At 37.2% G+C, this 25,176-nt stretch carries 32 protein-coding genes and 1 pseudogene; 26 read left to right on the top strand and 7 right to left on the bottom strand.

All coding sequences use genetic code 11. The features are described from left to right. Window positions 1-19: 19 nt before the first annotated feature. A complete protein-coding gene (gene ykgO, locus QL995_RS00795; protein WP_002958669.1) occupies window positions 20-154 on the bottom strand; it encodes a type B 50S ribosomal protein L36 in 135 nt (44 codons plus the stop codon). Further along, entirely contained in the window at window positions 151-417 is a 267-nt protein-coding gene (locus QL995_RS00800; RefSeq protein ID WP_007580864.1) for a type B 50S ribosomal protein L31, read from the bottom strand. The genes ykgO and QL995_RS00800 overlap by 4 nt, the downstream gene beginning before the upstream one ends. Window positions 418-658: 241 nt before the next feature. Here QL995_RS00800 and QL995_RS00805 point away from each other — a divergent pair, with 241 nt between their 5' ends. Next, entirely contained in the window at window positions 659-928 is a 270-nt protein-coding gene (locus QL995_RS00805; RefSeq protein ID WP_007580861.1) for a hypothetical protein, read from the top strand. A 328-nt stretch (window positions 929-1,256) separates the two neighbouring features. Next, window positions 1,257-2,219, top strand: a complete 963-nt coding sequence (locus tag QL995_RS00810) for a sensor domain-containing diguanylate cyclase (protein WP_024593037.1) — start codon at window positions 1,257-1,259, stop codon at window positions 2,217-2,219. Window positions 2,220-2,293: 74 nt separating this feature from the next. On the opposite strand, the gene QL995_RS00815 is transcribed toward QL995_RS00810, so the two are convergent. Together QL995_RS00815 and QL995_RS00820 are read right to left on the bottom strand one after the other, a co-directional pair. Beyond that, on the bottom strand, window positions 2,294-3,334 hold the full coding sequence (locus tag QL995_RS00815) for a metal-dependent hydrolase (protein WP_290291678.1): 1,041 nt from the start codon (window positions 3,332-3,334) through the stop codon (window positions 2,294-2,296). A gap of 265 nt (window positions 3,335-3,599) precedes the next feature. Beyond that, a pseudogene (locus QL995_RS00820) lies at window positions 3,600-3,853 on the bottom strand (LysR family transcriptional regulator); the annotation flags it as partial. Between the two features lie 163 nt (window positions 3,854-4,016). On the opposite strand from QL995_RS00820, the gene QL995_RS00825 reads away from it, so the two are divergent. Continuing rightward, complete coding sequence (locus tag QL995_RS00825) at window positions 4,017-4,496, top strand: hypothetical protein (protein WP_290291680.1); 480 nt, start codon at window positions 4,017-4,019, stop codon at window positions 4,494-4,496. A 22-nt stretch (window positions 4,497-4,518) separates the two neighbouring features. Here the strand turns inward: QL995_RS00825 and QL995_RS00830 are convergent, their stop codons facing one another. After that, window positions 4,519-5,406: a LysR family transcriptional regulator gene (locus tag QL995_RS00830; protein WP_290291684.1), complete on the bottom strand. Its 888-nt coding sequence runs from the start codon at window positions 5,404-5,406 to the stop codon at window positions 4,519-4,521. A 116-nt stretch (window positions 5,407-5,522) separates the two neighbouring features. On the opposite strand from QL995_RS00830, the gene QL995_RS00835 reads away from it, so the two are divergent. From QL995_RS00835 to QL995_RS00875, 9 genes are all read left to right on the top strand, one after another. Further along, window positions 5,523-6,698 (top strand): MFS transporter, encoded by a 1,176-nt coding sequence (locus QL995_RS00835; RefSeq protein ID WP_290292440.1) that lies wholly within the window; start codon window positions 5,523-5,525, stop codon window positions 6,696-6,698. Window positions 6,699-6,842: 144 nt separating this feature from the next. Continuing rightward, a complete protein-coding gene (dkgB, locus tag QL995_RS00840; RefSeq protein ID WP_024591732.1) occupies window positions 6,843-7,658 on the top strand; it encodes a 2,5-didehydrogluconate reductase DkgB in 816 nt (271 codons plus the stop codon). A 79-nt stretch (window positions 7,659-7,737) separates the two neighbouring features. Further along, a complete protein-coding gene (locus QL995_RS00845; protein WP_002958660.1) occupies window positions 7,738-8,025 on the top strand; it encodes a putative quinol monooxygenase in 288 nt (95 codons plus the stop codon). Window positions 8,026-8,380: 355 nt separating this feature from the next. Next, window positions 8,381-8,773, top strand: coding sequence for a hypothetical protein (locus tag QL995_RS00850; protein ID WP_290291689.1), 393 nt, complete (start codon window positions 8,381-8,383; stop codon window positions 8,771-8,773). A gap of 107 nt (window positions 8,774-8,880) precedes the next feature. Further along, window positions 8,881-9,171 carry a hypothetical protein gene (locus QL995_RS00855; RefSeq protein WP_169043935.1) on the top strand — a complete coding sequence of 97 codons (291 nt, stop codon included), beginning with the start codon at window positions 8,881-8,883 and terminating at the stop codon, window positions 9,169-9,171. Window positions 9,172-9,269: 98 nt separating this feature from the next. Further along, complete coding sequence (locus QL995_RS00860; RefSeq protein ID WP_007580848.1) at window positions 9,270-9,491, top strand: hypothetical protein; 222 nt, start codon at window positions 9,270-9,272, stop codon at window positions 9,489-9,491. A gap of 96 nt (window positions 9,492-9,587) precedes the next feature. Further along, a complete protein-coding gene (locus QL995_RS00865; protein ID WP_290291699.1) occupies window positions 9,588-9,932 on the top strand; it encodes a hypothetical protein in 345 nt (114 codons plus the stop codon). Window positions 9,933-10,226: 294 nt separating this feature from the next. Further along, window positions 10,227-10,631: a hypothetical protein gene (locus QL995_RS00870; protein WP_007580845.1), complete on the top strand. Its 405-nt coding sequence runs from the start codon at window positions 10,227-10,229 to the stop codon at window positions 10,629-10,631. Between the two features lie 138 nt (window positions 10,632-10,769). After that, a complete protein-coding gene (locus QL995_RS00875) occupies window positions 10,770-11,534 on the top strand; it encodes a 2-keto-4-pentenoate hydratase (protein WP_290291704.1) in 765 nt (254 codons plus the stop codon). A gap of 73 nt (window positions 11,535-11,607) precedes the next feature. On the opposite strand, the gene QL995_RS00880 is transcribed toward QL995_RS00875, so the two are convergent. Both QL995_RS00880 and QL995_RS00885 read right to left on the bottom strand, forming a co-directional pair. After that, complete coding sequence (locus QL995_RS00880) at window positions 11,608-12,471, bottom strand: delta-class carbonic anhydrase (protein ID WP_290291706.1); 864 nt, start codon at window positions 12,469-12,471, stop codon at window positions 11,608-11,610. A 79-nt stretch (window positions 12,472-12,550) separates the two neighbouring features. After that, window positions 12,551-13,204, bottom strand: coding sequence for a DUF6058 family natural product biosynthesis protein (locus tag QL995_RS00885; protein WP_290292442.1), 654 nt, complete (start codon window positions 13,202-13,204; stop codon window positions 12,551-12,553). Window positions 13,205-13,375: 171 nt separating this feature from the next. On the opposite strand from QL995_RS00885, the gene dapA reads away from it, so the two are divergent. The 14 genes from dapA (at window position 13,376) to QL995_RS00955 (ending at window position 25,176) form a co-directional block, all read left to right on the top strand. Further along, window positions 13,376-14,293, top strand: a complete 918-nt coding sequence (gene dapA, locus QL995_RS00890) for a 4-hydroxy-tetrahydrodipicolinate synthase (protein ID WP_290291710.1) — start codon at window positions 13,376-13,378, stop codon at window positions 14,291-14,293. Window positions 14,294-14,411: 118 nt separating this feature from the next. Further along, window positions 14,412-15,125: a beta-ketoacyl synthase chain length factor gene (locus QL995_RS00895; protein ID WP_290291713.1), complete on the top strand. Its 714-nt coding sequence runs from the start codon at window positions 14,412-14,414 to the stop codon at window positions 15,123-15,125. Further along, window positions 15,118-15,900: a lysophospholipid acyltransferase family protein gene (locus QL995_RS00900; RefSeq protein WP_180961397.1), complete on the top strand. Its 783-nt coding sequence runs from the start codon at window positions 15,118-15,120 to the stop codon at window positions 15,898-15,900. The genes QL995_RS00895 and QL995_RS00900 overlap by 8 nt, the downstream gene beginning before the upstream one ends. Further along, the gene (locus QL995_RS00905; protein WP_007580830.1) at window positions 15,897-16,154 is read left to right on the top strand and encodes a phosphopantetheine-binding protein; all 258 of its coding nucleotides are present in this window, start codon (window positions 15,897-15,899) and stop codon (window positions 16,152-16,154) included. The genes QL995_RS00900 and QL995_RS00905 overlap by 4 nt, the downstream gene beginning before the upstream one ends. Window positions 16,155-16,175: 21 nt before the next feature. Then, window positions 16,176-16,421, top strand: coding sequence for an acyl carrier protein (locus tag QL995_RS00910; RefSeq protein WP_002958648.1), 246 nt, complete (start codon window positions 16,176-16,178; stop codon window positions 16,419-16,421). Between the two features lie 4 nt (window positions 16,422-16,425). Beyond that, complete coding sequence (locus QL995_RS00915; protein ID WP_290291717.1) at window positions 16,426-16,992, top strand: hypothetical protein; 567 nt, start codon at window positions 16,426-16,428, stop codon at window positions 16,990-16,992. Beyond that, a complete protein-coding gene (locus QL995_RS00920; protein WP_169061406.1) occupies window positions 16,985-18,349 on the top strand; it encodes an AMP-binding protein in 1,365 nt (454 codons plus the stop codon). Before QL995_RS00915 ends, QL995_RS00920 begins: the two co-directional genes overlap by 8 nt. Then, window positions 18,333-18,698 carry a thioester dehydrase gene (locus QL995_RS00925; RefSeq protein ID WP_290291723.1) on the top strand — a complete coding sequence of 122 codons (366 nt, stop codon included), beginning with the start codon at window positions 18,333-18,335 and terminating at the stop codon, window positions 18,696-18,698. The genes QL995_RS00920 and QL995_RS00925 overlap by 17 nt, the downstream gene beginning before the upstream one ends. Beyond that, complete coding sequence (locus tag QL995_RS00930) at window positions 18,691-19,440, top strand: glycosyltransferase family 2 protein (protein ID WP_166376548.1); 750 nt, start codon at window positions 18,691-18,693, stop codon at window positions 19,438-19,440. Before QL995_RS00925 ends, QL995_RS00930 begins: the two co-directional genes overlap by 8 nt. Further along, entirely contained in the window at window positions 19,430-20,398 is a 969-nt protein-coding gene (locus QL995_RS00935; protein ID WP_290291729.1) for an acyltransferase, read from the top strand. The genes QL995_RS00930 and QL995_RS00935 overlap by 11 nt, the downstream gene beginning before the upstream one ends. Then, the gene (locus QL995_RS00940; RefSeq protein WP_290291732.1) at window positions 20,391-21,935 is read left to right on the top strand and encodes an aromatic amino acid ammonia-lyase; all 1,545 of its coding nucleotides are present in this window, start codon (window positions 20,391-20,393) and stop codon (window positions 21,933-21,935) included. The genes QL995_RS00935 and QL995_RS00940 overlap by 8 nt, the downstream gene beginning before the upstream one ends. Further along, the gene (locus tag QL995_RS00945) at window positions 21,928-22,356 is read left to right on the top strand and encodes an acyl-CoA thioesterase (protein WP_290291735.1); all 429 of its coding nucleotides are present in this window, start codon (window positions 21,928-21,930) and stop codon (window positions 22,354-22,356) included. Before QL995_RS00940 ends, QL995_RS00945 begins: the two co-directional genes overlap by 8 nt. Before the next feature lie 23 nt (window positions 22,357-22,379). Then, window positions 22,380-22,889 (top strand): outer membrane lipoprotein carrier protein LolA, encoded by a 510-nt coding sequence (locus QL995_RS00950; protein ID WP_290291737.1) that lies wholly within the window; start codon window positions 22,380-22,382, stop codon window positions 22,887-22,889. Between the two features lie 46 nt (window positions 22,890-22,935). Next, window positions 22,936-25,176 (top strand): transporter, encoded by a 2,241-nt coding sequence (locus tag QL995_RS00955; RefSeq protein WP_290291740.1) that lies wholly within the window; start codon window positions 22,936-22,938, stop codon window positions 25,174-25,176.

Raw genomic sequence — 25,176 nt, forward strand, 5'->3', positions numbered from 1 at the left:
TTGAGCATCCCCGTTTAACTTATTTCTTTTTCATTCCTTGTACTGCTTTAAAGCGTGGGTTGTTTTTACAAATTACAAATACGCGGCCTTTGCGTTTTACAATTTGACACCCCGGACGTTGCTTAGCACTTTTAAGAGAGCTTAATACTTTCATACCTTTTCCTTTTTAACAGTCGATAAACTTTTAAAACGACGATTAAACTGCGCAACGCGGCCATCTGTAGCGGTTGTTTTTTGCTTGCCTGTATAAAATGGGTGCGAGTCACTTGATACATCAATAGGTACGTATGGATATGTATTACCGTCTATTTCTACTGTGCGGCTCGTTTTTATGGTTGAGCCAATAATAAAGTAAGAATCGGCAGCGGTATCGTGAAAAGCAACCACGTGGTAATCAGGATGAATATTTGGTTTCATAATACGCCTCAATAAATGATATGTGATAGTATATCATTTTAATTTAACGTATTTATTCTCCCATTGCAAATTATTTAAATGTTCCTCAAAAAGGCCGTAATTGCTGGCTATTTGCGCAAACAAATCAAAAAATAAGCACTTGAATCAAAAATGCTGGCTATTGGCGTTTAGGCTGTTATAACTATATTTAAGAGTTAAAACGTTAACAAATACGGTTATAAAGTTATTACAGAGGTTATGTATGAGTGACGCAACACAACAACAAGAACAAATTGATCAAGGGGTGATGGAAACCCTAAGAGAGCGCGACCACAGTACCTTGGCGCAACAAGTAAATCCTTTAACCTGCAACCACAATGATATTGTAGAGTTACTAGCAAGGTATATGGCACTAAGCGAGCAAGAAGATGATGAGCTGTTTGATGATTGGTTTGATAACCTAACTAAAGAGCAACATACTGTTTTAAAAGTATTTGAAGTTTACCGTGGACAATATGAGCACCAAAATTAAAGTGTTTATTTTTGTAAGTATGCCAAATCCAGTGGTTATTTAAATAAAACTAAATAGCCACTACTACTTTTTCATTAAAGAGTAGCTATGTTGTATCAACCACTACTCCCACCTGTTTAAATCATAATTTTTTGCGGATTGAATCTTATCTTTATTTAGGCACGACTTACTGATATTTATAAATATTTATTTATTGCTATTTTTAGGTAATGTTCTAGTTTGAATAGGCAGACTGTTTATAGTTTAAATAAGTTTATCGGATTATATACTCGAAAATATTCGCTCCAGTTTCGTAATTTATAAAACATTTAAAATTAATAGAGCTTTAATGATTAAACCTGAGATTCCAAATAACGAAGCTGAGCGATTACACGCGCTTAGAGCATTAAAAATTCTAGATACGTCTCATGAAGAGCGATTTGATCGTGTTACTCGTATTGCCAAGCGTATGTTTAATGTTTCTATTTCATTGGTTACTTTGATTGACGAAGACCGCCAGTGGTTTAAATCAAGACAGGGGCTCGATGCGCCTGAGCTTCCTCGCGAAACCTCATTTTGTGGCCACACCATAAATCAAGACGAGTTATTAATAATCCCAGATACAGCTCAAGACGAAAGGTTTTTTGATAACCCCTTTGTTACAGGCGATCCTAAAGTACGCTTTTATGCAGGTTTTCCTTTAAAATTAAGGGAGGGAGTCATTATAGGCACTTTGTGCCTTGCCGATAATAAACCTAGACAACTCAATGATGAAGAAAAACAATTACTGAGAGATTTAGGCACGTTAGTCGAGCGAGAAATTCAATCAATTCAACTAGCCACAATTGATGAGTTAACAAGAATCTCTAATCGACGTGGCTTTTTAAACCTTGCCGAACATACGCTAAATGTATGTAGGCGAAACAAAGTATCAATGTCGTTTATATTGTTTGATCTCAATAAGTTTAAACAAATTAATGATATTTATGGGCACCACGAAGGCGATTTTGTATTAAATAAATTTGCACAAATTATGCTTAGTTCATTTCGTGATTGTGAAGTCATAGGTCGACTTGGCGGAGATGAATTTGTTGCGATGTTAAGCGACTCAGACGAGACAAAAGCAGAGTTTGTTTTACAAAGGTTTGCGGATGCAATAGCGCATGCTAATAATACCTTAAACAAGCCATACAAAATTGATTACAGTGTAGGAGTAACACACTTTAAACACGATACAGGTAAATCGGTTGAGGATATGATTCAAGATGCTGATGTTGCAATGTATCAGCAAAAAAAGCAGCAATCACTTTAGTGAACTATTTAGTTTAATTGCTGCTTGAACTTCACTTAACTTCCTCATGCTAGTATGAATCTTATAATATGCCGTTATTCGCTATTGCAGTCATTTTTTGCCGCGGGCGATGCTAAAGACACATTTGGTTGCCAAACCCTGTTCCATATTTTATGAAGATTGTTTAAGTTTGGTCTTTGACTTATTTTTTCAAAGTTACCAATGCTCACTTCTGAATCATTTTTTTGACCCACTACAAAATTAAACACATAGTTGCACTCCATGCCCATACGTAAATCAGAAAGTACAATATTGCTTTGCTGTTGGCGCACCGAATAAAACCCTTTAGTAAACCACTGCAAGCGTTTTATAGCCCATTCATCGCTAATATTATTTAACAGTGAAGGCGTTGTTTGATAAGCCGTTAATGTAACATCGCTGGGCGCGTCAAATACTGATGCATAACCTTCGTAGTATTGTCCGTCAGACATCACAACAATACGCCACAGCAAAGTGGTTAGCGGAGCAGGCGTACTAACATACGCATTTACTGGTATTTGTCTGTTGTTGAGAGCCGTTTTTACTTTGTCATCAATATTTACTTTTAAAATTAAAGCGCAAAATAAATATAGACTACTTAAAACTAAAGCCGCTGCATTTATACGATAAGCCGTTGCTGCTTTTATTTTGGGTATTAGCGTACATATTACGCCAATTAATAAAGGAAGCGTGTAAGCGGGGTCAATAATAAACACACTAGAAACCGCAAAGGGGTACTCAGTAAAAGGCCAGAGTAGTTGTGTACCGTATACCGTTAGGCTGTCTAATAGGGCATGTGTAGATAAACTTAAAAATACTAGCCAAAAACAGCGCACTTTATAAATTTGCATTCCCGCGTGTACTTTTAATATTAGCCATACAATGAGCGGGCTAATTAATAAATGTATTAATAACGAATGGCTAAAGCCACGGTGATAAGTAAATGCTTCTACAGATCCGCCATATGGCAAAAATACATCTAAATCAGGGAGCGTGCCTAAAATTGCTCCCCATAAAACGGCTTTTCGACCTATTTTATTGCCTAACACCGCATAACCTACAGCACTGCCTAATGCTACCTGCGTTAAAGAATCCATTTTAATTAATACCTTTAATTACTACTTTTGTTATTTATACTTTTTGATTATTAAAAAGCGTCAAAAAATCGGTTAAACCATTTAATAAGCATATCAATATTAATATACAGAGCTTATAAACTAAGCCTAGGCCTTATAAAATCTAAAAAAAGCCACAATTCGCGATGATACCGCACTGTTTCGCCGCTGCTTGCGCTAAGCGAAAACGTAAATAAAATGAGTTTTACTAACGGCCAAGTTTACGAGCATGTAAGTTCGAATCTTATAAATCACCAATACGTATGGCTAAGTCTGTTTTATGCTCGAGTAAATTAATAGTACTGCCGTGTGAGGTTATATCAAGCGTTATGTGAGGGTATTACTTAGCGAATTCACCAATTAAAGGCGTAAGTTGATGCAATACAAAAGGGTTTGCCGAATCTATTAGCTGCTTGCCATTTGGCGCTTGTTTTAAAGCTTTATGGCGTTTTCATCTGTGCATAAAATATTTAGCCTTTCGCAGGCGTATTTTAAAAGTATAGCTTTCCTCGCATTTTAAATTAAGCAAAATAATACCCCGTGGCGACTTATAAGTCCTGTTCCCGTTTAAAATACGGATGGTCAATTTGTTACCATATTTGGAATGATAATTGCCTCTAATTATAAAAATGAAGTCGTCAATTTTTAGACACATGAGGCAAAAATGAATTTTGGAACTCTTTCTTCGCAGTTATACAATGACAATGGCTATTCAAGCCTAAGTAATTTAAATAAAAACACTGTAAAAACGGATGATCCTAGTAAAAGTCCAGAGGCTAAAGCAGACTCTTCTTTAAATAAAGACGCCGAAAAAACTACGAGCTCTACTGCAGCTACTGAAGACGCAAAGTCTATCATTAGCAGCGAAACAGAAGATTCGAGTGACAATTCAGCAGTTCAAATGAATAAAGCGATCGAGTCAATTAAAAATTTACAGAGTAAAATAAGAGAAATGACCAATAGTTCTGATACGCCCACAGGGGAAGCGGTAGAAGAGCTAAGCGAACTTAAAAAGCAACTCGATAGTGAGCTATCGTCGATACAATTAACAGTGCGAAAAAATGTATCTACTTTAATGGATTCAATGTTTTCATCATCTTCAGATAATAAAAATTCAGGTTTGCTTTTTAATAACCAAGCATAATTTAACTTGCTTTTTAATATAGTTATAAGCTTAGTCGTAGCTTTATAAAATCTAAAAAAGCCACAATTCGAGACGATACCGCACTGTTTTTATAATACACGGCTTGTACAACCTCTCGGTTATTAGGAGAGCTAACTGCACTGGGTAACACTTCAACTAATTTACCTGTTTTTAGGTCATTGCCAATCATAAAGTGAGAAAGTAACGCCACGCCTTGGTTTGCAATGCAAAGCTGGCGCACTGTTTCGCCGCTGCTTGCGCTAAGCGAAAACGTAAATAAAGCGGGCTTTACTAACGGCCAAGTGTTTAATTTAGGGGAGTCACTAAAACCAATTAACTTATGGTTTTGTAAGTCATCTATTTGTGTAATTGCTGCGTTGTTTTTTATATATTCTGGGCTGGCTACAATACGTAACTGACTGCTGCCGAGTTTACGAGCATGTAAGTTTGAGTCTTTTAAATCACCAATGCGTATGGCTAAATCGGTTTTATGTTCAAGTAAATCAATAATGCTGTCGTGTGAGGTTATATCAAGCGTTATGTGAGGGTATTGCTTGGCAAATTCGCCAATTAAAGGCGTAAGTTGGTGCAATACAAAAGGGCTTGCAGCATCTATTCGCAGCTTGCCACTTGGCGCTTGTTTTAAAAGCTTTATGGCTTCTTCACCGGTATAAAGCGTATTTAATCCTTCGCGCGCATATTTTATAAAAGTATGGCCTTCTTCGGTAAGCTCTAATCGGCGTGTTGTTCTGTTTAGCAAAGTACATTGCAATGTATTTTCAAGGCGTGATACAGCTCGCGACACTTTAGCCACCTGATGATCGAGCAAATTAGCCGCCCCCGAAAAGCTTCCGCAATCTACTACCGTTATAAACGTTTCTAAATCTTCAGTTTTTGAATGAACAGCCATAAGTATACCAACACCATCTTTGCATTATTAACAAAAGTATTTTGTCACTAATGCTGTTTTTTGCAAACGATATTTTAGCCAAACTACATTCTTCAAATATTAATGAGGACATAACTATGCCATTGGCTTTGTGGGCGCTTACCTTAAGCGCATTTGCAATAGGAACAACTGAGTTTGTAATAGTGGGATTAGTACCCACCATTGCAAACGATTTAGGCGTAAGCCTACCTTCAGCAGGTTTGCTTGTAAGTTTATATGCGGTTGGCGTTGCTATTGGTGCGCCGGTGCTAACAGCTTTAACGGGTCGTTGGAATCGTAAAGTGGTACTAATAAGCTTAATGGGCTTATTTGTATTGGGTAACTTACTTGCTTGGCAAGCGCCAAGTTACGAAACATTAATACTTGCGCGCATTTTAACGGGGCTTGCCCATGGTGTGTTTTTTTCAATCGGATCGATGATTGCCACTAGCCTAGTAAGCAAAGACAAAGAAGCCAGTGCAATAGCCATTATGTTTACCGGGCTTACTGTAGCACTAGTAACTGGTGTGCCACTAGGTACATGGATTGGACAACACTTTGGTTGGCGTGCAACGTTTTTAGTTGTGTCGGTATTAGGTTTAATTGCATTAATCGGCAGCTCTATTTTAGTGCCAAAAAATTTAAAACAATCAATACCAGCCACGTTTAAAGAGCAACTACAAGTAATCGTAAAACCGCGTTTATTACTCGTGTATTTAATGACGATATTGGGATACGGCGGCACGTTTACAGCGTTTACTTATTTAGCACCTATTTTAGAGCAACAAACAGGTTTTGCGCCTTCGGCTATTGCTTTAATAATGCTTGTTTACGGCGTATCGGTAGCGATAGGCAATATTTGGGGTGGAAAGTTGGCCGACAAACGCGGCCCAATTAGTGCTCTGAGTATTATATTCAGCGCTTTGAGTATCATTTTACTGATATTTACCTTTACGATGGAATCAAAAATTGCCGCTGTACTTACTATTTTAGTATGGGGCGCATTTGCTTTTGGCAATGTGCCAGGCTTGCAACTTTATGTTGTAAAGCAAGCGCAAAAGCACACGCCAAATGCGGTAGATGTTGCATCAGGTTTGAACATAGCCGCATTTAATATTGGTATTGCGCTTGGCTCAATTATTGGTGGTAGCGTAGTAGAGAATATGACCCTGCAAGATACAGCATGGATAGGCGCCGTTATCTCTGTTTTAGCACTTGGTGTTACACGCTACAGCGGTATGCTTGATAAACGTGAAGTTCAGCAAGCATTTTAACCTTGAAACTAAAATTAATGACCTCATACCTGTTATGAGGTCATAGATTTTTAAGTGACAGTCGTAATAAGAAGTAAAAGGTGTATTTCGTAAAACTTCAGTGAAGTTTGTATTTCAAAACCGATTATTTTATAAGGATAAACCATGACAAAACGTGTAATAGAAATGCCAGAACTCGGTATGGGAACATTCCGCTTAGAGGGCGACACGGCCTATAACTCAGTAAAAATGGCGCTCGAAGTTGGGTTTCGCCATATTGACACCGCACAAATTTATGGCAACGAAGAGCAAGTAGGTCAAGCCATAAAAGATAGTAATATTCCGCGCAGTGAAATATTCTTAACTACCAAAGTGTGGAATAACAAATTAAATAAAAGCGACTTTATCCCAAGCGTTAAAAAGTCACTTGAAAAGCTACAAGTTGATTCGGTCGACTTACTGCTAATTCACTGGCCATCGCCTGCTAACGACGAGCCAATGAGTGAATACCTCACTGAATTACTAAAAGCGAAGCAGCTTGGTTTAACTAAGCACATTGGTGTATCAAACTTCACCATTGCAAACTTAAATGAAGCAATGCAAACGCTTGACTCGCGTGAAATATTTACCAATCAGGTTGAGGTGCACCCATATTTAACTAATACTAAATTACGCGCATTTTGTGCTCAGCACGACATTCATGTAACAGCGTACATGCCATTTGTAGTAGGCAAAGTACTTAAAGATCAAACCATTATCGACATTGCTAAAAAGCACGATGCAAGTCCAGCACAAGTTGTTTTAGCATGGGTTAACGCCAGTGGTATGACGACAATTCCATCATCAACTAAGCGTAAAAACTTAGAAGATAACTTTAACGACCACGTTAAATTAGATGATGAAGACATAGCCCGCATTGATGGCCTAGATTGTGGCGACCGCCAAGCAACACCAGAATTTGCGCCGCAGTGGGATCAGTAAACTTACCTCAAACGCAAAGTTAAACTAAATATTTTAAGGTGTAGATTATCTACACCTTAACTTTTAAGAAGGAATACACATGTTAACGGTTATAGCTGCACTGTCGTGCAAAAATATTGATGCAGATGTGATGCTTACAGCACTTGAAAACTTACAAAAGTCATCGCGCCAAGAAGTAGGGTGCTTACGTTATGAACTATCGGTAAAAAGTGATGATGAACATACCGACTACGTTGTTAGCGAACAGTGGGCGTCTGACGAGCACTTTGAAGCGCATAAAAACGAGCCACACTTTAAAGCGTTTGGTACGCAAGTTACTGGGCTTTTAACCAATAGTAGTATTGATGTATATAAATCAATTGGTTAAATTCTTTTTATAGTGCCTATTATGGTACGTATTAAAATACTTAGCTAAATTACATATCATAAAGTAAATACTCAAATAGGTGCTGTTAACCTACATCACCTTTTATTCTTACACTCTAACCTGCCTAAATACTCTACTTCCCCAATATACCAGTGAAACCTATTAGGACTCTTTTTTGTTAATGCACAGTGCGTCGAAATCAAAAGAGGTTCATAACTTTATTAAAGTCGTTTTGGTATCACAACCCACTCTAATAAATAGCCTATTTAATTTGTTGTTTACATTAAAATTCTCTGGTGTAAATATAGGAAGATGTAATTTAAGGCATTAAGCATATATGTTCGACTTGAATAGTTTGAAAGGAAAAGTTCTTATAGCTGTTTCATTAAGTCATATTCACGAAAAAGTTCACCAGGCATGGCAAGATAAGAGTAATGAAGGTTTTTTGATTTGCTATGAAATAACCTTAGAATTTGAAGATGGCAAAACTTATTTAATTAAACCGTGTGAAGTTGACGCTATTGGTTATTACCCAAGTTTAGGCTTGAGTATAGAACCTGTAGAAAGAACTGAATTATTGTACCCTTTTAATATTTCAAAACTGCCGAGCCGAATATGCGACATTGTTGAAAGTGATCATTTAGGTGAAGACGTAGTAAATCAATTTACACTAACTTTTGATAATGGAAAAAATTTTGTTATCAGACATGTTTATCCACCTATGACGATGGGAATTAGAGTAGGGTAAATCTTAGGTAGTAATTTAACTATAAGCCTGGTGGTTGTTAATAGGCTCCTTACTTCTGCATATTTTAACTAACCACTTTCTATTATGAGACGTAAGGTATACGTGACATGTTTGATGAATTCAGATATATCTTGTCAAAAATTGAAGTTAAAGAACACGTTGAATGGGGAGCATCAATTGAATTAATTGATTACGATCACAAGGATTATATTGAAGACGTATTGTGTGAAAAGTTCGGTCTTGAATATGCATTCAGTTCTAATAAAGATATTACGGGAGGATATGTTCTATACTTCTGTAAAAGTGCAACTTTTGATCAAGTCAAAAATGCAGTTGCAAAGATAAATAACTACCATGAATTACAAAGCAAAGAATTCAAGGTAGCACCGTATAAGTAATTAAGGCGAGAAGGGAGGTTAGACGCTGGCAATTTTCGTCCTTCAGTACTTACCTATTTTAGAGCTGAGTTAATTAAACTAATAATGGAGACATGGATATGGAAATTAATAAATCTAATCAATCTATTCTTATTTTTGTAATCCCTTTATTAACTGCGTATTTTGGATCAAAAGTTATATTTCACTTATTTGCTTTTGAGTATCTTGTGTTTACAGATACTTTTGACATTCTAAAGCTACTCATTGATATTAGTGTATTTGGAGTGTTGTTCTATATTAGTTCACTGGGTGTTGGTTATTTCATCAGAGCTAAAACATAAGTTTTTTAATCATTAGTTGGTAAATAGCTAGCTGAAGAGTCACAGCTAATAAAGCTTTAATAGCCTTTAGCTGTATCAATTTATATGGAAATAATAATGAAAAAATTAATCGCAATAGTAGCGTTGTTAGGCTTTGCTTCATTTGCACAAGCTAATGATAGTTTTGTAGTGAATGCCAAATTTTATGATAATAAAAACCTAATTGGCTCAACTAATTTAGTTGTAAATTCAAATGAAGAGGCATCAATTTCAGTTGATAATTCGTATAGTTTTGCTCTTACAGTAACGCCAATTGATGATTCTACTGTTAGTTTAGCAACTGACCTGAAACTAGGTGAAAAACATATGGCACCCTCTTTAGTTGTTGAACTAGGCAAAGAAGCAAGTATCAATATTGATGGTAAAGAGCTTTCAGTTTTAGTAAGCAAATCAAGCAGCTAATAAGTTAAAAATTAGGAATATAATTAATGAGAAACTCAAGAAATGAAATAGTAAAATATGGAGTCTCTTTTGGTACGGCCCTAGCAATTGCTATTTCATGGAGTGCTAACGAGTCTGTGTTATGGGCAATTTTGCACGGTTTTTTATCTTGGTTTTATGTTATTTGGCATGTAATCACGCGATAAGTGCTTTCGCGTGTGCACTGATTGATTATGTAGATTGCGGTCAATGTGAATACTTGAGCAATTACCATCTAAAACAAATAAGTCAAAAATATAAAAGGAATAATTAATAATGAAAGGTGCTGGTGGAAGCTCTGGTGGTATTGGGCATTTTTTTATTGGTTTAATTATGATGTGCGGTGGCTTTTATATGCTGCTAAACGCAATTTCGGTGACCTCTAATTTTGGACTAAGTTCTCGCATTTATAGTGTTAATGCTTTAGGTGGCTTTGGCGTTACAGGCGGCATGGTTATGATCCCGTTTATTTTTGGTGTGGGTCTGATTTTTTATAATTCTAAAAACATTTTAGGCTGGATACTATCTCTTGGCTCGTTAACCGCACTAATATTTGGCGTTATATCGAGTGTGCGATTTAGTATGCGAACTATGACGTCGTTTGATTTGATTGTTATTATAATTTTAGCGTTTGGTGGCTTAGGGCTGTTTTTACGTTCGCTTAAATCTATTGATACTTGAATAATTCCCACGCTTTGTTTTAAATACAATTTTAATTATAGGCATTTAACATGATGTTCTAATGCCTAAGCTAATACATTAATAATATAACCCTTCCTATTTACTGCTTAACCAGTAACGTATTTTAAAGAGATTTATGTGAACAACTCAATACAACTAAAACTAATTGCTACTCACTTATTAGCACAAAGAGAAGAAAACCCAGCACGTTCAAACTTTCCTAAAGAGTTAGTACTAGATACGACTGACGATGCAATAGAAGTACAAAAGTTGATGATTTATTTAAATGATCAAACGGTATATGGCTGGAAGTGTATGCTGCCTTCAGATGATGGCTCAATTATATTAGCGCCCCTTTTACATGCACCTATAAAACAAGCTGAAAATTGCCCACTGTATACAACAAACAATAAAGCGCTTATTGAACCAGAAATTGCATTTATTTTACAAAGCGATTTACCAAGTAATAAAACCTATACAAATGAAGACGTGGATACTGCATTTGCCAGCGCCCACTTGGCACTTGAGCTTATTCAAAAAAGGTTTGATGAAGACACTCCAAGCACTCACATTGAAAAGCTGGCCGATGGTTTATCTAATCAAGGCGTGTACTTAGGCCCACAAATAGATAAAGCCAAAGCGTATAATGCAAGTACTGTAAATATTAACGTTAAGCAAACTGAGCTGGAGTTAAACCTGGCGGGTGTGCATCCTGCAGAATTTGCGCAGCTTCCACTTTATTGGGCGGTTAATTACTTATCAGCAAAGGGAATTAATTTAAAAGCAGGGCAAGTGTTTATAACAGGCTCTTATTGTGGTGTTGTTGAGCTTAATACCAATGAGCAAACACGTATTACATACGAAGATTTGAATACATTTAATGTGACATTTTTATCCCATTAAGCGTAATACTCATTTTAACGGTCATAATAAAACAACCCACTAATTAGCGGGTTGTTTTTTATTTGGCTAAATTTTAATTATTGATTTTAGAGAGTAATGCAGGATTTATTACGAGATTTCGTACGCCGTGAGCATGATCTTCATTAAAGGTGTTACTTTCACACCATTTGCCAACACTGTTTATATCAACCTTCGCTACTTTTGGTTTAACTGACCATGTTACTTGAAAAGGAGAGCCTGCCTCGTTGTAACTAGGGCCAGTAGTTGAACCGCTATAAACAACAGGTTCACCCGTATTTGTAGGTGTAGCAATCGCTTGATAGTAACCATTAACAGATGACACGGTGCTTATTTGAGCAAAATCAAGTGCGTTAGCATCGTTTACTAATACATATACTTGAGCTTCAACACGTAGTTGCGGATTTTTAATCGAATCACTTAAACAGCTACCCAAGGTAGGGCCTGGTTTTACAATTGCTGACGTATGAACGTTATGAACCTCAATGGTATCGCCAACTAAAAGTGCGCCGTTATCGCTTGGACAAATTTCAATTTTTGCTGGTTTACTTTCACTTTTAGTTAAAGAGCCTGAATATAAGTAGCCACTTTTAAAGCCTTTTCCATTACCATTTCCGGCATATTTACTAAACTCACCACCGGCGTGTTCTGCATTTTTATGAAAGTGTATATTACATAAGTTCATGTGTGATGAAGTTGGGGCATGAGAAAAAGCTACCGTGTTTTCGCCTTTATAATTATCAATATTGCGCGGAGATTGTGGGCCAAAGCCCTTATTTGCGGTGTTTTTAGCAAGAGCCGTGCGCTGGGCTTGTATTACATCATTGCTTGCTATTTCGTGGTTTGCTTTGGCAAGCGTATTAAAAGAAAGGAGAGTGAAAGCAGCAGAAATTAAGCTTACTTTTGTTCTGAGTGTCATTAAGTCAGTACCTTTAAAATTACGTATTATATAATAATTTGATTGATGAGATTTACCGTAAGTAATAAATAAGTCTAAATTACTTAATAGATAAATCGTATTTTAAAACGAGGGCGTCAATATAACGAGTACGAAGAGTGCTTTGTTTTTCATGATCGGCGCCATGCCCTAATGCTTTGTTTAAAAGCTTCATAGCGGGGTGCAAGGCTGCACGTTCATCTTGATCTAGGCTTGCTTTACTGCGCAGCTCGGTAATGTCGTCAACCAATAACCTGCCAATATCTACCGAGACTATTTCGTCTATTAATCCATTTTGAGTAAGCACGCCGTACTTACTGCATAAAAACTGTTGCCAAACTTGCTGCAAGTGCTCGTCTATTTCGCAGCCAAATAGCTCTTCGCTAAACGTAAATCCTTGTTGAGCGAGCTTAGTTAGGCTTGCAGTATATTGCTGTGCAAAAAAAGTATAAGCATGGCTTGATGATTCTATTTTTTGTTTTAAAAGACCTTGCCCCCAATTAACACAGCCGCGCGGGTAGTAGTCGTCGTACTCTTCGCATTCATACAAACCTGAATATGAGCTGCAGCTAAGTTGACTTTTAATACAGTAACTTGGTTTTGGGAAAACACTTCGCTCTTGCCAAGCTAAAAGTGTATCTGCATCTATATTTAATGCTTGGCACAGTTCATCGGTGTTATAAAAATGAGTTGCTAAGTAGTCAGATAAACGCATAAAGCCTCTGGTATCGTTAAAAATAAAGCACTGTTCATATATACAGCTATTCATTTTGTATTACCAAACTTAATAACACAAGGTATTTTATAATTAAATATGTGCTTACACCTCCAAAAACACCGGCAAGTATGTTACAAATAGCAAAAGTTTTATAAATAATGATTTTTTATGCGCACCCTAGAACAAATTAAACAAGCAAGCCTTATTACAGCAATTAAGACCCCATATTTAGCAAATGGTGAAATAGACCTCGCAAAGTACGATGAACTCGTTGAAATACAAATTGCAGCAGGTGTTGATGGCATTGTAGTTGGTGGCACAACAGGCGAAGGCCAGTTAATGAACTGGGAAGAGCATTTAATGCTTATAGCGCACAGTGCAAACAAGTACGCCAACAAGCTTGTTATTGTTGGTAATACCGGTAGTAACAACACCCGTGAAGCGATTAAAGCAACTAAATATGGCTTTGCCAGCGGTATGGATGCAGCACTGCAAATTAACCCATACTACGGACGTACGTCTATTGCCGGTGTTAAAGAGCACTTTAAGCGCGTGTTAGATATTGGACCTGCCTTTATTTACAACGTAGCAGGGCGAACAGGGCAAGACCTCACACCTGATATTATTGAGCCACTCGCTAAGCATGAATATTTTATTGGTGTAAAAGAGTGTGGCGGTAATGAACGTATTGCCCATTATGAACAACAAGGTATTGCATGTTGGTCGGGTAACGATGACGAAAGTCATGATGCGCGCCACACACATAAAGCGCACGGTGTTATTTCGGTTACTTCTAACTTAATACCTGGGTTATTCCGTCAGTTAATGGATACGCCAAGTAACGAGTTGAATGCGTCGTTACAACCATTGATGAACTGGTTGTTCTGTGAACCAAACCCGATTGCTATTAATACCGCGTTGATGATGACAGGTGCAGTAAACCCTGTATTTAGATTACCGTATTTACCACTTAGTGATGAGCAGCAAGCCCAAGGCGAAGTATTAATTAATGAGTTAAATAACAACGATGTTGTTGGCGGCACAGCTAAGTGTATAAAGCAGGACGATATAGCCCTCCTTTCCTAGCAATATGAGCAAGCACTGAACAAAGTGTTAGTTCAGTGCTTTTTGTTAATGATTATTTACTTCTATTGCTAAAATCGGTAAAATCCCTTCTCTTATATCTTATAAAATATGCAGAGCTGTGAAATTTGTTGTTGAAGAACTCGCTATATGGATAAAGCCCGAACAGCGACAAATAAAAGAGAGTAATTGGTTTGATTCCTCCGTATTAAATCTTAGTTGGGTGCCTGCTATGCAGCGACGCCGAATGACTTCCTTTATTAAAATGGCACTCTTTAGTGCTCATCAAGTAAGCACTCAAGGTAACTATGTTAATTTACCGAGTGTTTTTTCTTCTCGCCACGGTGATTTTCACAAAACGTCTAACTTACTTATTGATGTAGTAAATGATCAGCCACTGTCGCCCACTGGTTTTGGGTTAAGTGTGCATAATGCCGCATCGGGACTTTTTGGGATAATACAGGGTAATACAAGTGCTACAAATGCTATAGCTGCAGGAGCCGAAAGCTTTATTTATGCACTCGTAGATGGCTTTGTAAGACTTGCTGATAACGATCAGCAACACATGTTAATAGTTCATACCGACGAGACTCTCCCCGATATTTACGCTCAGTACGCCGATGAACAGCAAATAGCACACTCTATTGGTTTAATAATAAGAGCGCCGCAAAAAGGCGAACCCCATTTTAGTTTAAACAAAGTATTTAATACGGGCATGGAAAAAAGCGACTTACCAATGAGTATTCAATGCGCTAAAGCTTTGTATGAGCGAAGCAATATATTACTTGTTCATAACAGGCTTGAGCACGATTGGCAGCTTACATACCATGCTTAAAAATGTACAAAGGCTATGTGGGTTGATTTGGCGGATTATTGCTACTGCATTTTGCTTTTCAGTTTTTGGGGTTGGTGGTTTAGTATTAGCCTTTATTGTTTTTCCTGCTCAGCGCCTATTTCAAAGTGACTCAGTTAAACAAAAGATTAAGGCTCGAAAAACAGTACATTACAGCTTCAAATGGTTTGTTAGTTTAATGCATGTAACGGGCGTTATTCGATTTCATGTTAACGATAAAGCAAAAATTGAAGGCTTAAAAGGGCAACTGATATTAGCAAACCATCCTTCTTTAATTGATGTTGTTGTTTTAATTTCGGTAGTAAAAAATGCAGATTGCGTAGTAAAGGCGCATTTATTTAAAAATCCTTTTATGCGCGGCGTTATTAAAAGCACCGGCTATATAAGTAATGACGATCCGCAGGAGCTATTACGAGAATGCGAGCGCAGTTTGCAAAAGGGTAATAACTTAATTGTATTTCCTGAAGGGACACGGACAGAGCCTCACAAAACATTAAAGTTTAAACGAGGCGCTGCAAATATTGCAATTAGATGTCATGCGCCCATTACTACTTTTTTAATTAAAATGAAGCCAAACACTTTAACCAAAGGCACACCTTGGTATAAGGTCGCGCCATATCAGGCGCATTTTACAATGGGGCTTGCGAGCCAGCAGTTTAATTGTGCAACGTACGACAGCGATATGCCTGCGATGCAATCACGCCAATTGACTAAAGATTTACAACATTATTTTACACAAGAGCTAAAAAATATATGAGCGAATTAAAAGAACAAATAAAACAACTGATTATCTCAAGCCTTGACCTTGAAGACATGACCACTGCTGACATACAAGATGATGACGCTTTATTTGTAGATGGCCTAGGACTAGACAGCATAGATGCATTAGAGCTTGGTCTTGCGATAAAGAAGCAATTTGATGTGAAAATAGATGCAAACTCTGATCAAACTAAAGCGCACTTTGCCTCAGTTAATTCTTTAGCAAAATTTATTGAACAAGCACGTTCTTAATATATAAAAGTAGGAAGAAAGATGAAAACCGCTGCTGAAATTTATGATGTATTACACGGCATTTTAGAAAACGAATTTGAAATAGACCCAGAAGATATTAGCTTAGAGGCTAACCTGTACCAAGATCTTGATTTAGACAGTATTGATGCAGTTGACTTAGTTGTAAAATTAAGAGAAATCACAGGTAAAAAAATTGAGCCTGATGCCTTTAAGCTTGTGCGCACAGTGCAAGACATAGTCACCGAAATAGAAAAGTTAGTTAACTAATACTATGTTAAAAGCAGTTTTAACAACGTTAATTATGATTTGCTTGGCTTGCTACCCTATTATTGTGTACGTAGGCCTTACGCGTTTTAATAGTCAGATTATTACAGTATTACTGCTATTTTTACTCGGGCTTAGACTTTGGTTAAGCAGAGCCTTATTTGATAAAATGCCGTGGTTAAAGCCCGCTACATTTTTAGCAGCCATTACTATTTTGATTTCCAAGGTAATGGATAGCGATTTAGGGCTGCGTTTGTATCCCGTAGTCATTAATTTAGTTATGTTAGTTGTGTTTGCGTATTCTTTGTATAAAGGGCCTTCTATTATTGAAACCTTTGCGCGCATTACTGAGCCCTCACTTGATGAAAACGCTCTAATTTATACAAAAAAAGTAACGCTAGTGTGGTGTGTGTTTTTTGTATTAAACGGTGGTATTGCCCTGTACACCAGTATTTTTAGTAGCCTAGAAACCTGGGCTTTTTATAATGGTTTTATTGCTTACTTAGCTATGGGCACATTGTTTGCTATAGAGTGGCTAGTCAGACAAAAAGTAAAAAGGAACGCCGGTGTTTAATGCTTTTCAAAGTAATGCGATAAGAACATGTTTTAATCATACTGATAATGATATTTCGGAGCGTCAGTTTGTTAGTGATATAAATGAAGTTTTAGCAAAGCTATCAACGTTAAATGCTAAATCATCGGTTGTTTTATACACCACAGACACCTACAAATTTGCCGTGTACTTATTTGCTTTGGCACTACACGGAAACACAGTGATTTTGCCGCCTAATGGGCAACCTGCAACGTTAAACTCCTTGCTTAAACAAACACCTTTTTTTATTGGTGAGTCTGAATTAGTAGCCGATTTAGAGGCTGATTTTTTAGATATAGGCACCTTAGTCAATCAACCTCACTTTGTATCTATTGAAACAATTAAATGGCCTCAAGAAGGCACAATTGTTTTTTACACGTCGGGCTCGTCGGGTAAAGCAAAGCCAATTGTAAAAACGTGGCAGGTAATAAATAAAGAATTAAGTACATTAATTAATAGCTACGCACTGATTGATAATCCTATTTTTATAGCGAGTGTTTCGCATCAGCATATATACGGCTTATTGTTTAGATTATTGTGGCCATTACGTGCAGGAAAGGTTGTAAATACAGAGCTATTGCATTACCCAGAACATATAGCTACAAAGCTCAAGTTATTTAAAAAAGTAGTGTTTGTTTCAAGCCCAGCGCAGTTAAAACGGTTATGTATTGATAATGTTTTAGTGGATGATAAGTCTCATTTACAATGGATTTTCTCATCAGGTGGACCGCTATTAAACGAAGATGCTGTATCGTTGTTTACGCAATTAAATAAACCAGTTACACAAGTTTTTGGTAGTACCGAAACCGGTGGTATCGCATATCGACAAGTTACTTCACTCGAAAAGGTTAGCCTTTGGCAGCCTTTTTCGGGTATTAAAGTACGGGCTTTGGACGATCAGCGTTTAATTTTAAACTCACCGCTCGTTCGCGACAAAAATTACCCTTTAGATGATAGAGGCGAAGTACTTAAAAATGGTCAATTTAGATTATTAGGCCGATTCGATCGAATTATAAAATTAGAAGAAAAACGATTAAGTTTAGATGAGCTAGAACAACATTTGTGTACTAGTGAGTGGGTAAGTGAAGCTAAAGTAATCGCCTTGCCTGGTGAGCGGTTAATTGTAGGCGCTATTGTTGTGCTTACGCATAAAGGGCAGATGTTTTTTAATGGTGACGGTAAGTTAGCTACAAATAATTTATTAAAAGCGCATGCATTAGCGCGCTTTGAGCGAATTTGTATCCCTAAAAAGTGGCGTTTTGTAGATCAATTACCATACAACTCACAGGCAAAGTTAAATTTAAAAGCATTGGAGAGTCTTTTTGCAAAAGTTGACTAAAACACAGCCTGATTTACTGTCTTGTGAAAAAGCAGAGCAAAAGTATAAATTAAGCTTACTAGTTCCTCATGATTTAGATTATTTCAAAGGACATTTTACGGATGGCCCAATACTCGCAGGTGTTGTGCAATTAGACTGGGCTGTGGCTGCAATTTGTAAATATTATAGTGTTCAGCAACCTGTTAAAAATGTTGAAGTATTAAAATTTCAGGTAGTGATTACCCCAGGTATAACAATCGAATTATTACTTGAGCAAAAAGCAGAGAATAAATATACCTTTTCGTATAATTCAAACAAAGGACAGCATGCATCTGGCCGTGTTGTTTTTGATAGCCTGATAAATGAATAACTTTTGTATTGTTATCCCAAATTATAATCACGTTACGGTTATTGATGATGTACTGAGCCAATTATCGTCATTTAATCTTCCTATTATTATGGTTGATGACGCAAGCAACGCCGAAGCTAAAAATGTGTTCAGTAAGCTCGATGCAAAACACGCGCAGTTGAGTGTAGTTGCCCACGACGATAATCAAGGCAAAGGCGGCGCGGTACAAACAGGCTTAAAGCAGGCACATAAGCTAGGTTTTTCGCATGCGATACAGATTGATGCAGATGGGCAGCATGACTTATCTGATATTAAAAAACTAATAGCGCTTTCAAACGCTCAGCCTAAAGCGCTTATAAGCTGTTGCCCAATATATGACGATTCAGTGCCTAAACACCGTTATTTAGCACGTTATTTAACGCATGTTTGGGTATGGATTGAAACGTTAAGTTTTACAATTGTAGATTCAATGTGTGGCTTTAGAGTGTATCCGCTTGAGCAAAGTACAAAGCTAATTGATGAGGTATCGCTTGGAAAACGCATGGATTTTGACCCCGAAATTTTAGTGCGTTTATATTGGCGCAATGTGCCTTTTGTATTTTTACCTAGCCAAGTAATTTACCCCGAAAATGGGCTTTCTCATTTTCAGCCATTACACGATAACGTGCGTATTTCGTGGTTACACACCCGCTTGTTTTTTGGAATGTTGATTCGCTCTCCTGTGTTAATTTGGCATAAATTAAAGAGGCGTTATGGCGGCTAAACACTGGTCTAAAATGCAAGAGCGCGGTAATTTCTTAGGTATTCAAATACTGTTATTTGCTCATAAATTACTGGGTAGAAAAGGGCTGTGGATTGTTTTGTTTCCTGTGGTTTTTTATCTTTTTTTAACAGGAAAAGTAGCGCGTGTAGCATCTAAAGCGTTTTTAGCGCAGGTTAATGTTTACCAAGGCAGTAAACAACCTGTTACGTTTAAAATGCAATTAACGCACTTTTGCAGTTTTGCAGATAGCGCATTAGATAAAATTGATGCTTGGCTTGGGCGAATAACCCAACGTGATATTAAATACACTAATGAGCATTTATTTGCTGAGCTAGATGAGCAAAATCAAGGGGCTATTTTTATAGGTTCCCACTTGGGTAATTTAGAGGTGTGCAGGGCACTTAGCCAGCACCGCAGCAGTAAAAAAATAAATGTACTGGTGTTTACCCATCACGCTGTTGAATTTAATAAAATGCTTAAAAAGATTAACCCAGATGTGTCGGTTAATTTAATACAAGTGACTGATATGGGGCCTGAATTAGCTATTTTACTAAAAGAAAAAGTAGAGCAGGGAGAAATAATCGTTATTGTTGGTGACAGAACAAGCACAACAACGGCTTCTCGGTCGGTACAGGTACCGTTTTTAGGCAAAAATGCCCCATTTTCACAGGGGCCTTTTATATTAGCCGCGCTGCTTGATTGCCCTGTTTACTTTTTGTTTTGTTTAAAAGATAAAAAAAGCAAAAAGTATCAAGTGATATTTGAACATTACAGCCAGTCATTAAAAATGCCTCGACGAGAGCGACAGCAGGCGCTAACACTTATTATTACTGACTATGCACAGCGTTTGAGTTATTACGCAGCTTTATATCCTTATCAGTGGTTTAATTTTTACGATTTTTGGAAAAGTGATCAGCAGGTAGTGCGCGATCAATCAATGGAGAACAAGTGTGACTGAACAAAATATACAGCTTTTTGGCAATCAGCGATTATCAATTGAAGATATTGTTCGAGTTGCCTTTAATGAAACACAAGTGCAATTAAATAGCTGTGAAACTTTTAGCGTTAAAATTAATAGCGCTTTGCGTTTTTTAGACACACTTTTAAAAGAAGATGGCGTGATTTACGGCGTTACTACTGGTTACGGTGATTCTGTAACGGTGGCTGTACCCCTTGATTTAGTTGATGAATTACCTCTGCATTTAACTCGCTTTCACGGCTGTGGACTCGGGGATGTATTTAATAAAGTTCAAGGGCGTGCAATTTTAGCGACCCGCTTAACATCACTTTCACAGGGCTACTCTGGTATTAGCTGGGAAATGCTGCACCTACTTAAAGATTACTTAAATAACGATATAGTGCCTGTGATCCCGCAAGAAGGGTCTGTAGGTGCTAGTGGCGATTTAACACCGTTATCTTACGTTGCAGGTGCGATGGTAGGCGAGCGTGATGTGTTTTACAAAGACCAAGTACGTAACAGTGCAGAAGTTATGAAAGAAGTTGGCTTAGAACCACTAACACTAAGGCCAAAAGAAGGTCTTGCCGTTATGAATGGCACAGCGGTAATGACTGCATTAGCGTGTTTAGCGTTTGATAGGGCTAATTACTTAGCTAAACTGGCGAGCCGTATTACTGCATTATCAAGTTTAGCGCTTAAAGGAAATAGCCATCATTTTGATGAGATATTATTTTCAGTTAAGCCACATCCTGGGCAGCAACAAATTGCACATTGGATAAGAGAAGATTTAAACCATCACGATCACCCTCGTAATGCAGACAGACTTCAAGATAGGTATTCAATCCGTTGTGCACCCCATGTTATTGGTGTTCTGCAAGACAGTCTGCCGTTTTTTAGGCACATGATAGAAAACGAGCTTAACTCAGCAAACGATAACCCAATAATTGACGGCCAAGGTGAGCATGTATTACACGGCGGGCATTTTTACGGAGGCCACATTGCAATGGCAATGGATAGCATGAAAACAGCCGTTGCAAACCTTGCTGATTTAGCAGACAGACAAATCGCTTCTTTGGTTGATACTAAGTACAACAATGGGCTACCTTCAAACTTGTCTGATAGTGCACCAGAGCGCCGTTATATTAATCATGGTTTTAAAGCGGTTCAAATTGGCTGTAGTGCTTACACTGCTGAAGCATTAAAGCTAACCATGCCGGCCAGCGTTTTTTCTCGCTCTACAGAGTGTCATAATCAAGATAAAGTGAGTATGGGGACTATTGCGTCTCGCGATTGTTTACGTATTTTACAGCTAACAGAACAAGTGTTAGCAAGTACGTTATTAGCAAGTATTCAAGGTGTTAGATTGCGTATAAAACAAGGCGATCTTGAGTTTTCGACTTTAACGCAAGATATGCAAAACATGTATACCGATATAACTGATTACTTTGAAAACCTCACTGAGGATAGACCAATGGAAGCCGTGCTAAGGCAAACAATAGGGTATATTCAAACTAAACGTTGGGCGTTGTATGAATAGTAAAGGTGCATTATTAACGCATGTTGTAGAAATTGAAATTCCATTTCATGACTGCGATCCAATGAATGTTGTATGGCATGGTAACTACCCACGTTACTTAGAAGTAGCGCGCTGCGAGTTACTGCGTTTATTTGATTATGATTACCCACAAATGCATGAATCGGGCTACGCGTGGCCTATTGTTGATATGCAAATAAAGTATGTCGCCTCAGCAGTATTTACTCAAAAAATTAAAGTAGCGGCTTATTTAAAAGAATACGAGAATAGACTACGGATTGATTACGTAATCATTGACTCGCTAACTAATAAGCGCCTTACTAAAGCCTCAACCACGCAAGTTGCGGTTGAGGTTAGCTCCAAAGAAATGCAATTTGAATCACCCGCTATTTTATTTAATAAGTTAAAAGCGGTTTTGAATTAAATTTTTATTTTATAGGCGATTAAATGAATTTTTTAAAATGTTTTACATTGAGCATAGCCATTAGCTTTTTACTGTTTTGCTCTGTAGTAAATGCAGCAGTTATTAAAGGTGAGTTTAAGCAATATAAGCAATTTAATGGATTTGCTAAGCCTTTTATTTCGTCGGGTGTTTTTTCGTTAATTGATGAAAAGCTAATTTGGCAAGTGAAAATGCCTGTTGAGAGTATGCTCATAATAGAAAACGGCAAAGTGCTTGCACAAAATGCCAATGGTGAGTTAATACCACAACCCGGTAGCGAGCAATTTGTAGGATTACTGAGTGACTTACTTAGCGTAAATATGAGTGCTCTGGAAACACGTTTTGACATTGCTAAAATGCAAGACAGTTGCACACAGTTAATACCAAAAGAAGCGATGCTACAGCAATTATTTAGTGATTTTATTTTATGTGAAACTGCTAAGCAAGTGAGCAGTATTACACTAAATGAGCACTCAGGAAATAACACAAAAATTGAGTTTACTTATTCCAAATAAAATTATGTTTTTAAATAATGCAGTGGTTAATTAAGGGAATAGTGCAGTGACAAAACGAATTACCGTTATTGTAGGGTGGTTTAGCAGTTTAATTTTACTTTTTGCTGCAGCTTTTTGGCTGTCTAAACCAACGTTTAGCGCCGATATGTTTAGCTTATTGCCAAAGTCGCACTCCCAAATTGCACATGCGGAAGATGTTTTTTTTCAGCAAAATGCTAACCGTATTATGTTCTCGTTTGCAGGAAATAATAAAAATAAAGCATTTGATGATTTCCAAAAATGGCTCGACGATAATGCAATTAAAAGCACATTTAACTTTCCGTCCGTTAACGATTTAGCGCAAACATTCTCACCTTTCAAACATGCGTTATTAAGTGATACTTACAAGCAAACATTAAGCAAAAAAACAACGTTTGAACATTATTACCTTGAGCAATTAAATCAGTTAGGCAACCCATTTGTAAGTGCTACCTTAAGCAAAGATACAAGTTTGAGCCTAGCGGCATTTATAGAAGATAACTTAAAACAAAGCCAATTGTTTACGCTTGAACAAGGTCGTTTAACTCGACGTTTAAAAGGCGTTGAATACCGTGTCATTTTGGCAAACTTAGCGCCCGAAAATTTAGGGGTTAATAAATCAATTGATTTAGCTGGCTCGATAATTAAACAGATTAATATACTTAATAAAACCTACCCTGATTTAAGCATTACTTACTCTGGTGTGCTATTTCATACGGCTGAAAATGCTAAACAAGCTAAATACGAGATGAGCCTGTTTGGTGGCATTAGCTTATTAGCCCTTATTGCTATGGTATTTTGGGTGTTTAGGCGTTTAAACAGTATTTTATTAGCAAGCTTTACCGTACTGAGTGCACTTATTGGCGGCGCTATCGCTATGGTGTTGCTGTTTAAGACTATTCATTTATTAACGCTTGTTTTTGCAGTTACCTTGATTGGTATTGCCATTGATTATGCATTTCATGGTATGACTGACTTAGCCAAAAAAGAGCATGAAAAAGGCTACAGCAAAGGGACTCAATCTGCGCTTTTACTGTCTCTTATTACGACTACGTTGGGTTATTGCTGCTTACTAGGTGCGCCACTAACGTTATTATCTCAAGTTGGCGTGTTTGTTATTGCGGGTTTAGTGAGTGCTTGGCTATTTACAGTTTTAGTTTTGCCATTGTGGCAATCTACACTCACATTATCGCCTTCGAGTTTATTGATGAGTCAAAAGCTCATTAAGGTTTTTTTATACTGCAATAGTTTAAAAAAACCAATACTCATTACGTTATTAGTCCTTATAAGTGCGTTATTTTTAATAAAACCTATTAGTTTTAATGACGATGTAAAGCTATTAAATGCAAGCTCCGAACATTTAATGCTAAACGAAAAAAAGCATTTGTTATTACTTGGGCAATGGGATAGCCAAATTGTTTTTATGTTTGCAGATAGCGACGAAGCGCTTTTACAAAAACAAGAACAATTTTTGAAACGCTTAACCCAACTAAACCCTAATTTTAAACATAATAGCATTAGCCATTGGTTGCCTAGTTTACAAAAGCAGAGCGATAACCAAGCCTTGTTTGAACAGGCTAAAAACAAAGGGACTTTGGATATTGCAGAGCGCGTTACAGGGCAAGCGTTAGTAAGTACAAAGGCACCGTTATTAACTTATGAAACACTCGCCACGAGTACATTTAAACCATTACTGCTTTCTCAAATGGTTGTTGAGTCAGAACAATCGATAACGTGGGTGTCTATTTCGGGTATTTCATCTGATCAACTAATTAATGAGGTTGAAAAAAATAATGGAATTTACCTTTATAATAAACCTAAACAAATTAGTGCTTTATTAAGTGATTACCGTGAATATTTACTATTAAGCCTAGTGCTTGCGGGTTTTATTAGTTGGCTGCTTTTTAGTTGGCGATTTACGATTAAGATAGCGCTGCTGCAGGTGACCATTTTATCTGTTGTGGTGTTGAGCATGCTTTGGGTATGTAATGCGATTCAAGGTAGCTTGTCGTTATTTAATTTACTCGGTGCGTTACTTGTTATTGCCTTAGCAATTGATTACCTCGTTTTTTATCAAATAAATAAGTTAGAGCCCAAAAATGTGTTAGCGATTAGCTTATCGGCTGCGTCATCAATGTGGGTATTTGGCATGCTGAGTGCCTCTGAAACCCCTGCTATTTTTAGCTTTGGGCTGAGTGTAATGGTAGGGATTTTAGCTATTTACTTTTTATCACCGCTGAGTGTTTTAAAGCCTCAAAAGGAACAATAA

It is taken from the genome of Pseudoalteromonas sp. APC 3358, assembly GCF_030408075.1.
Classification (GTDB): domain Bacteria; phylum Pseudomonadota; class Gammaproteobacteria; order Enterobacterales; family Alteromonadaceae; genus Pseudoalteromonas; species Pseudoalteromonas arctica.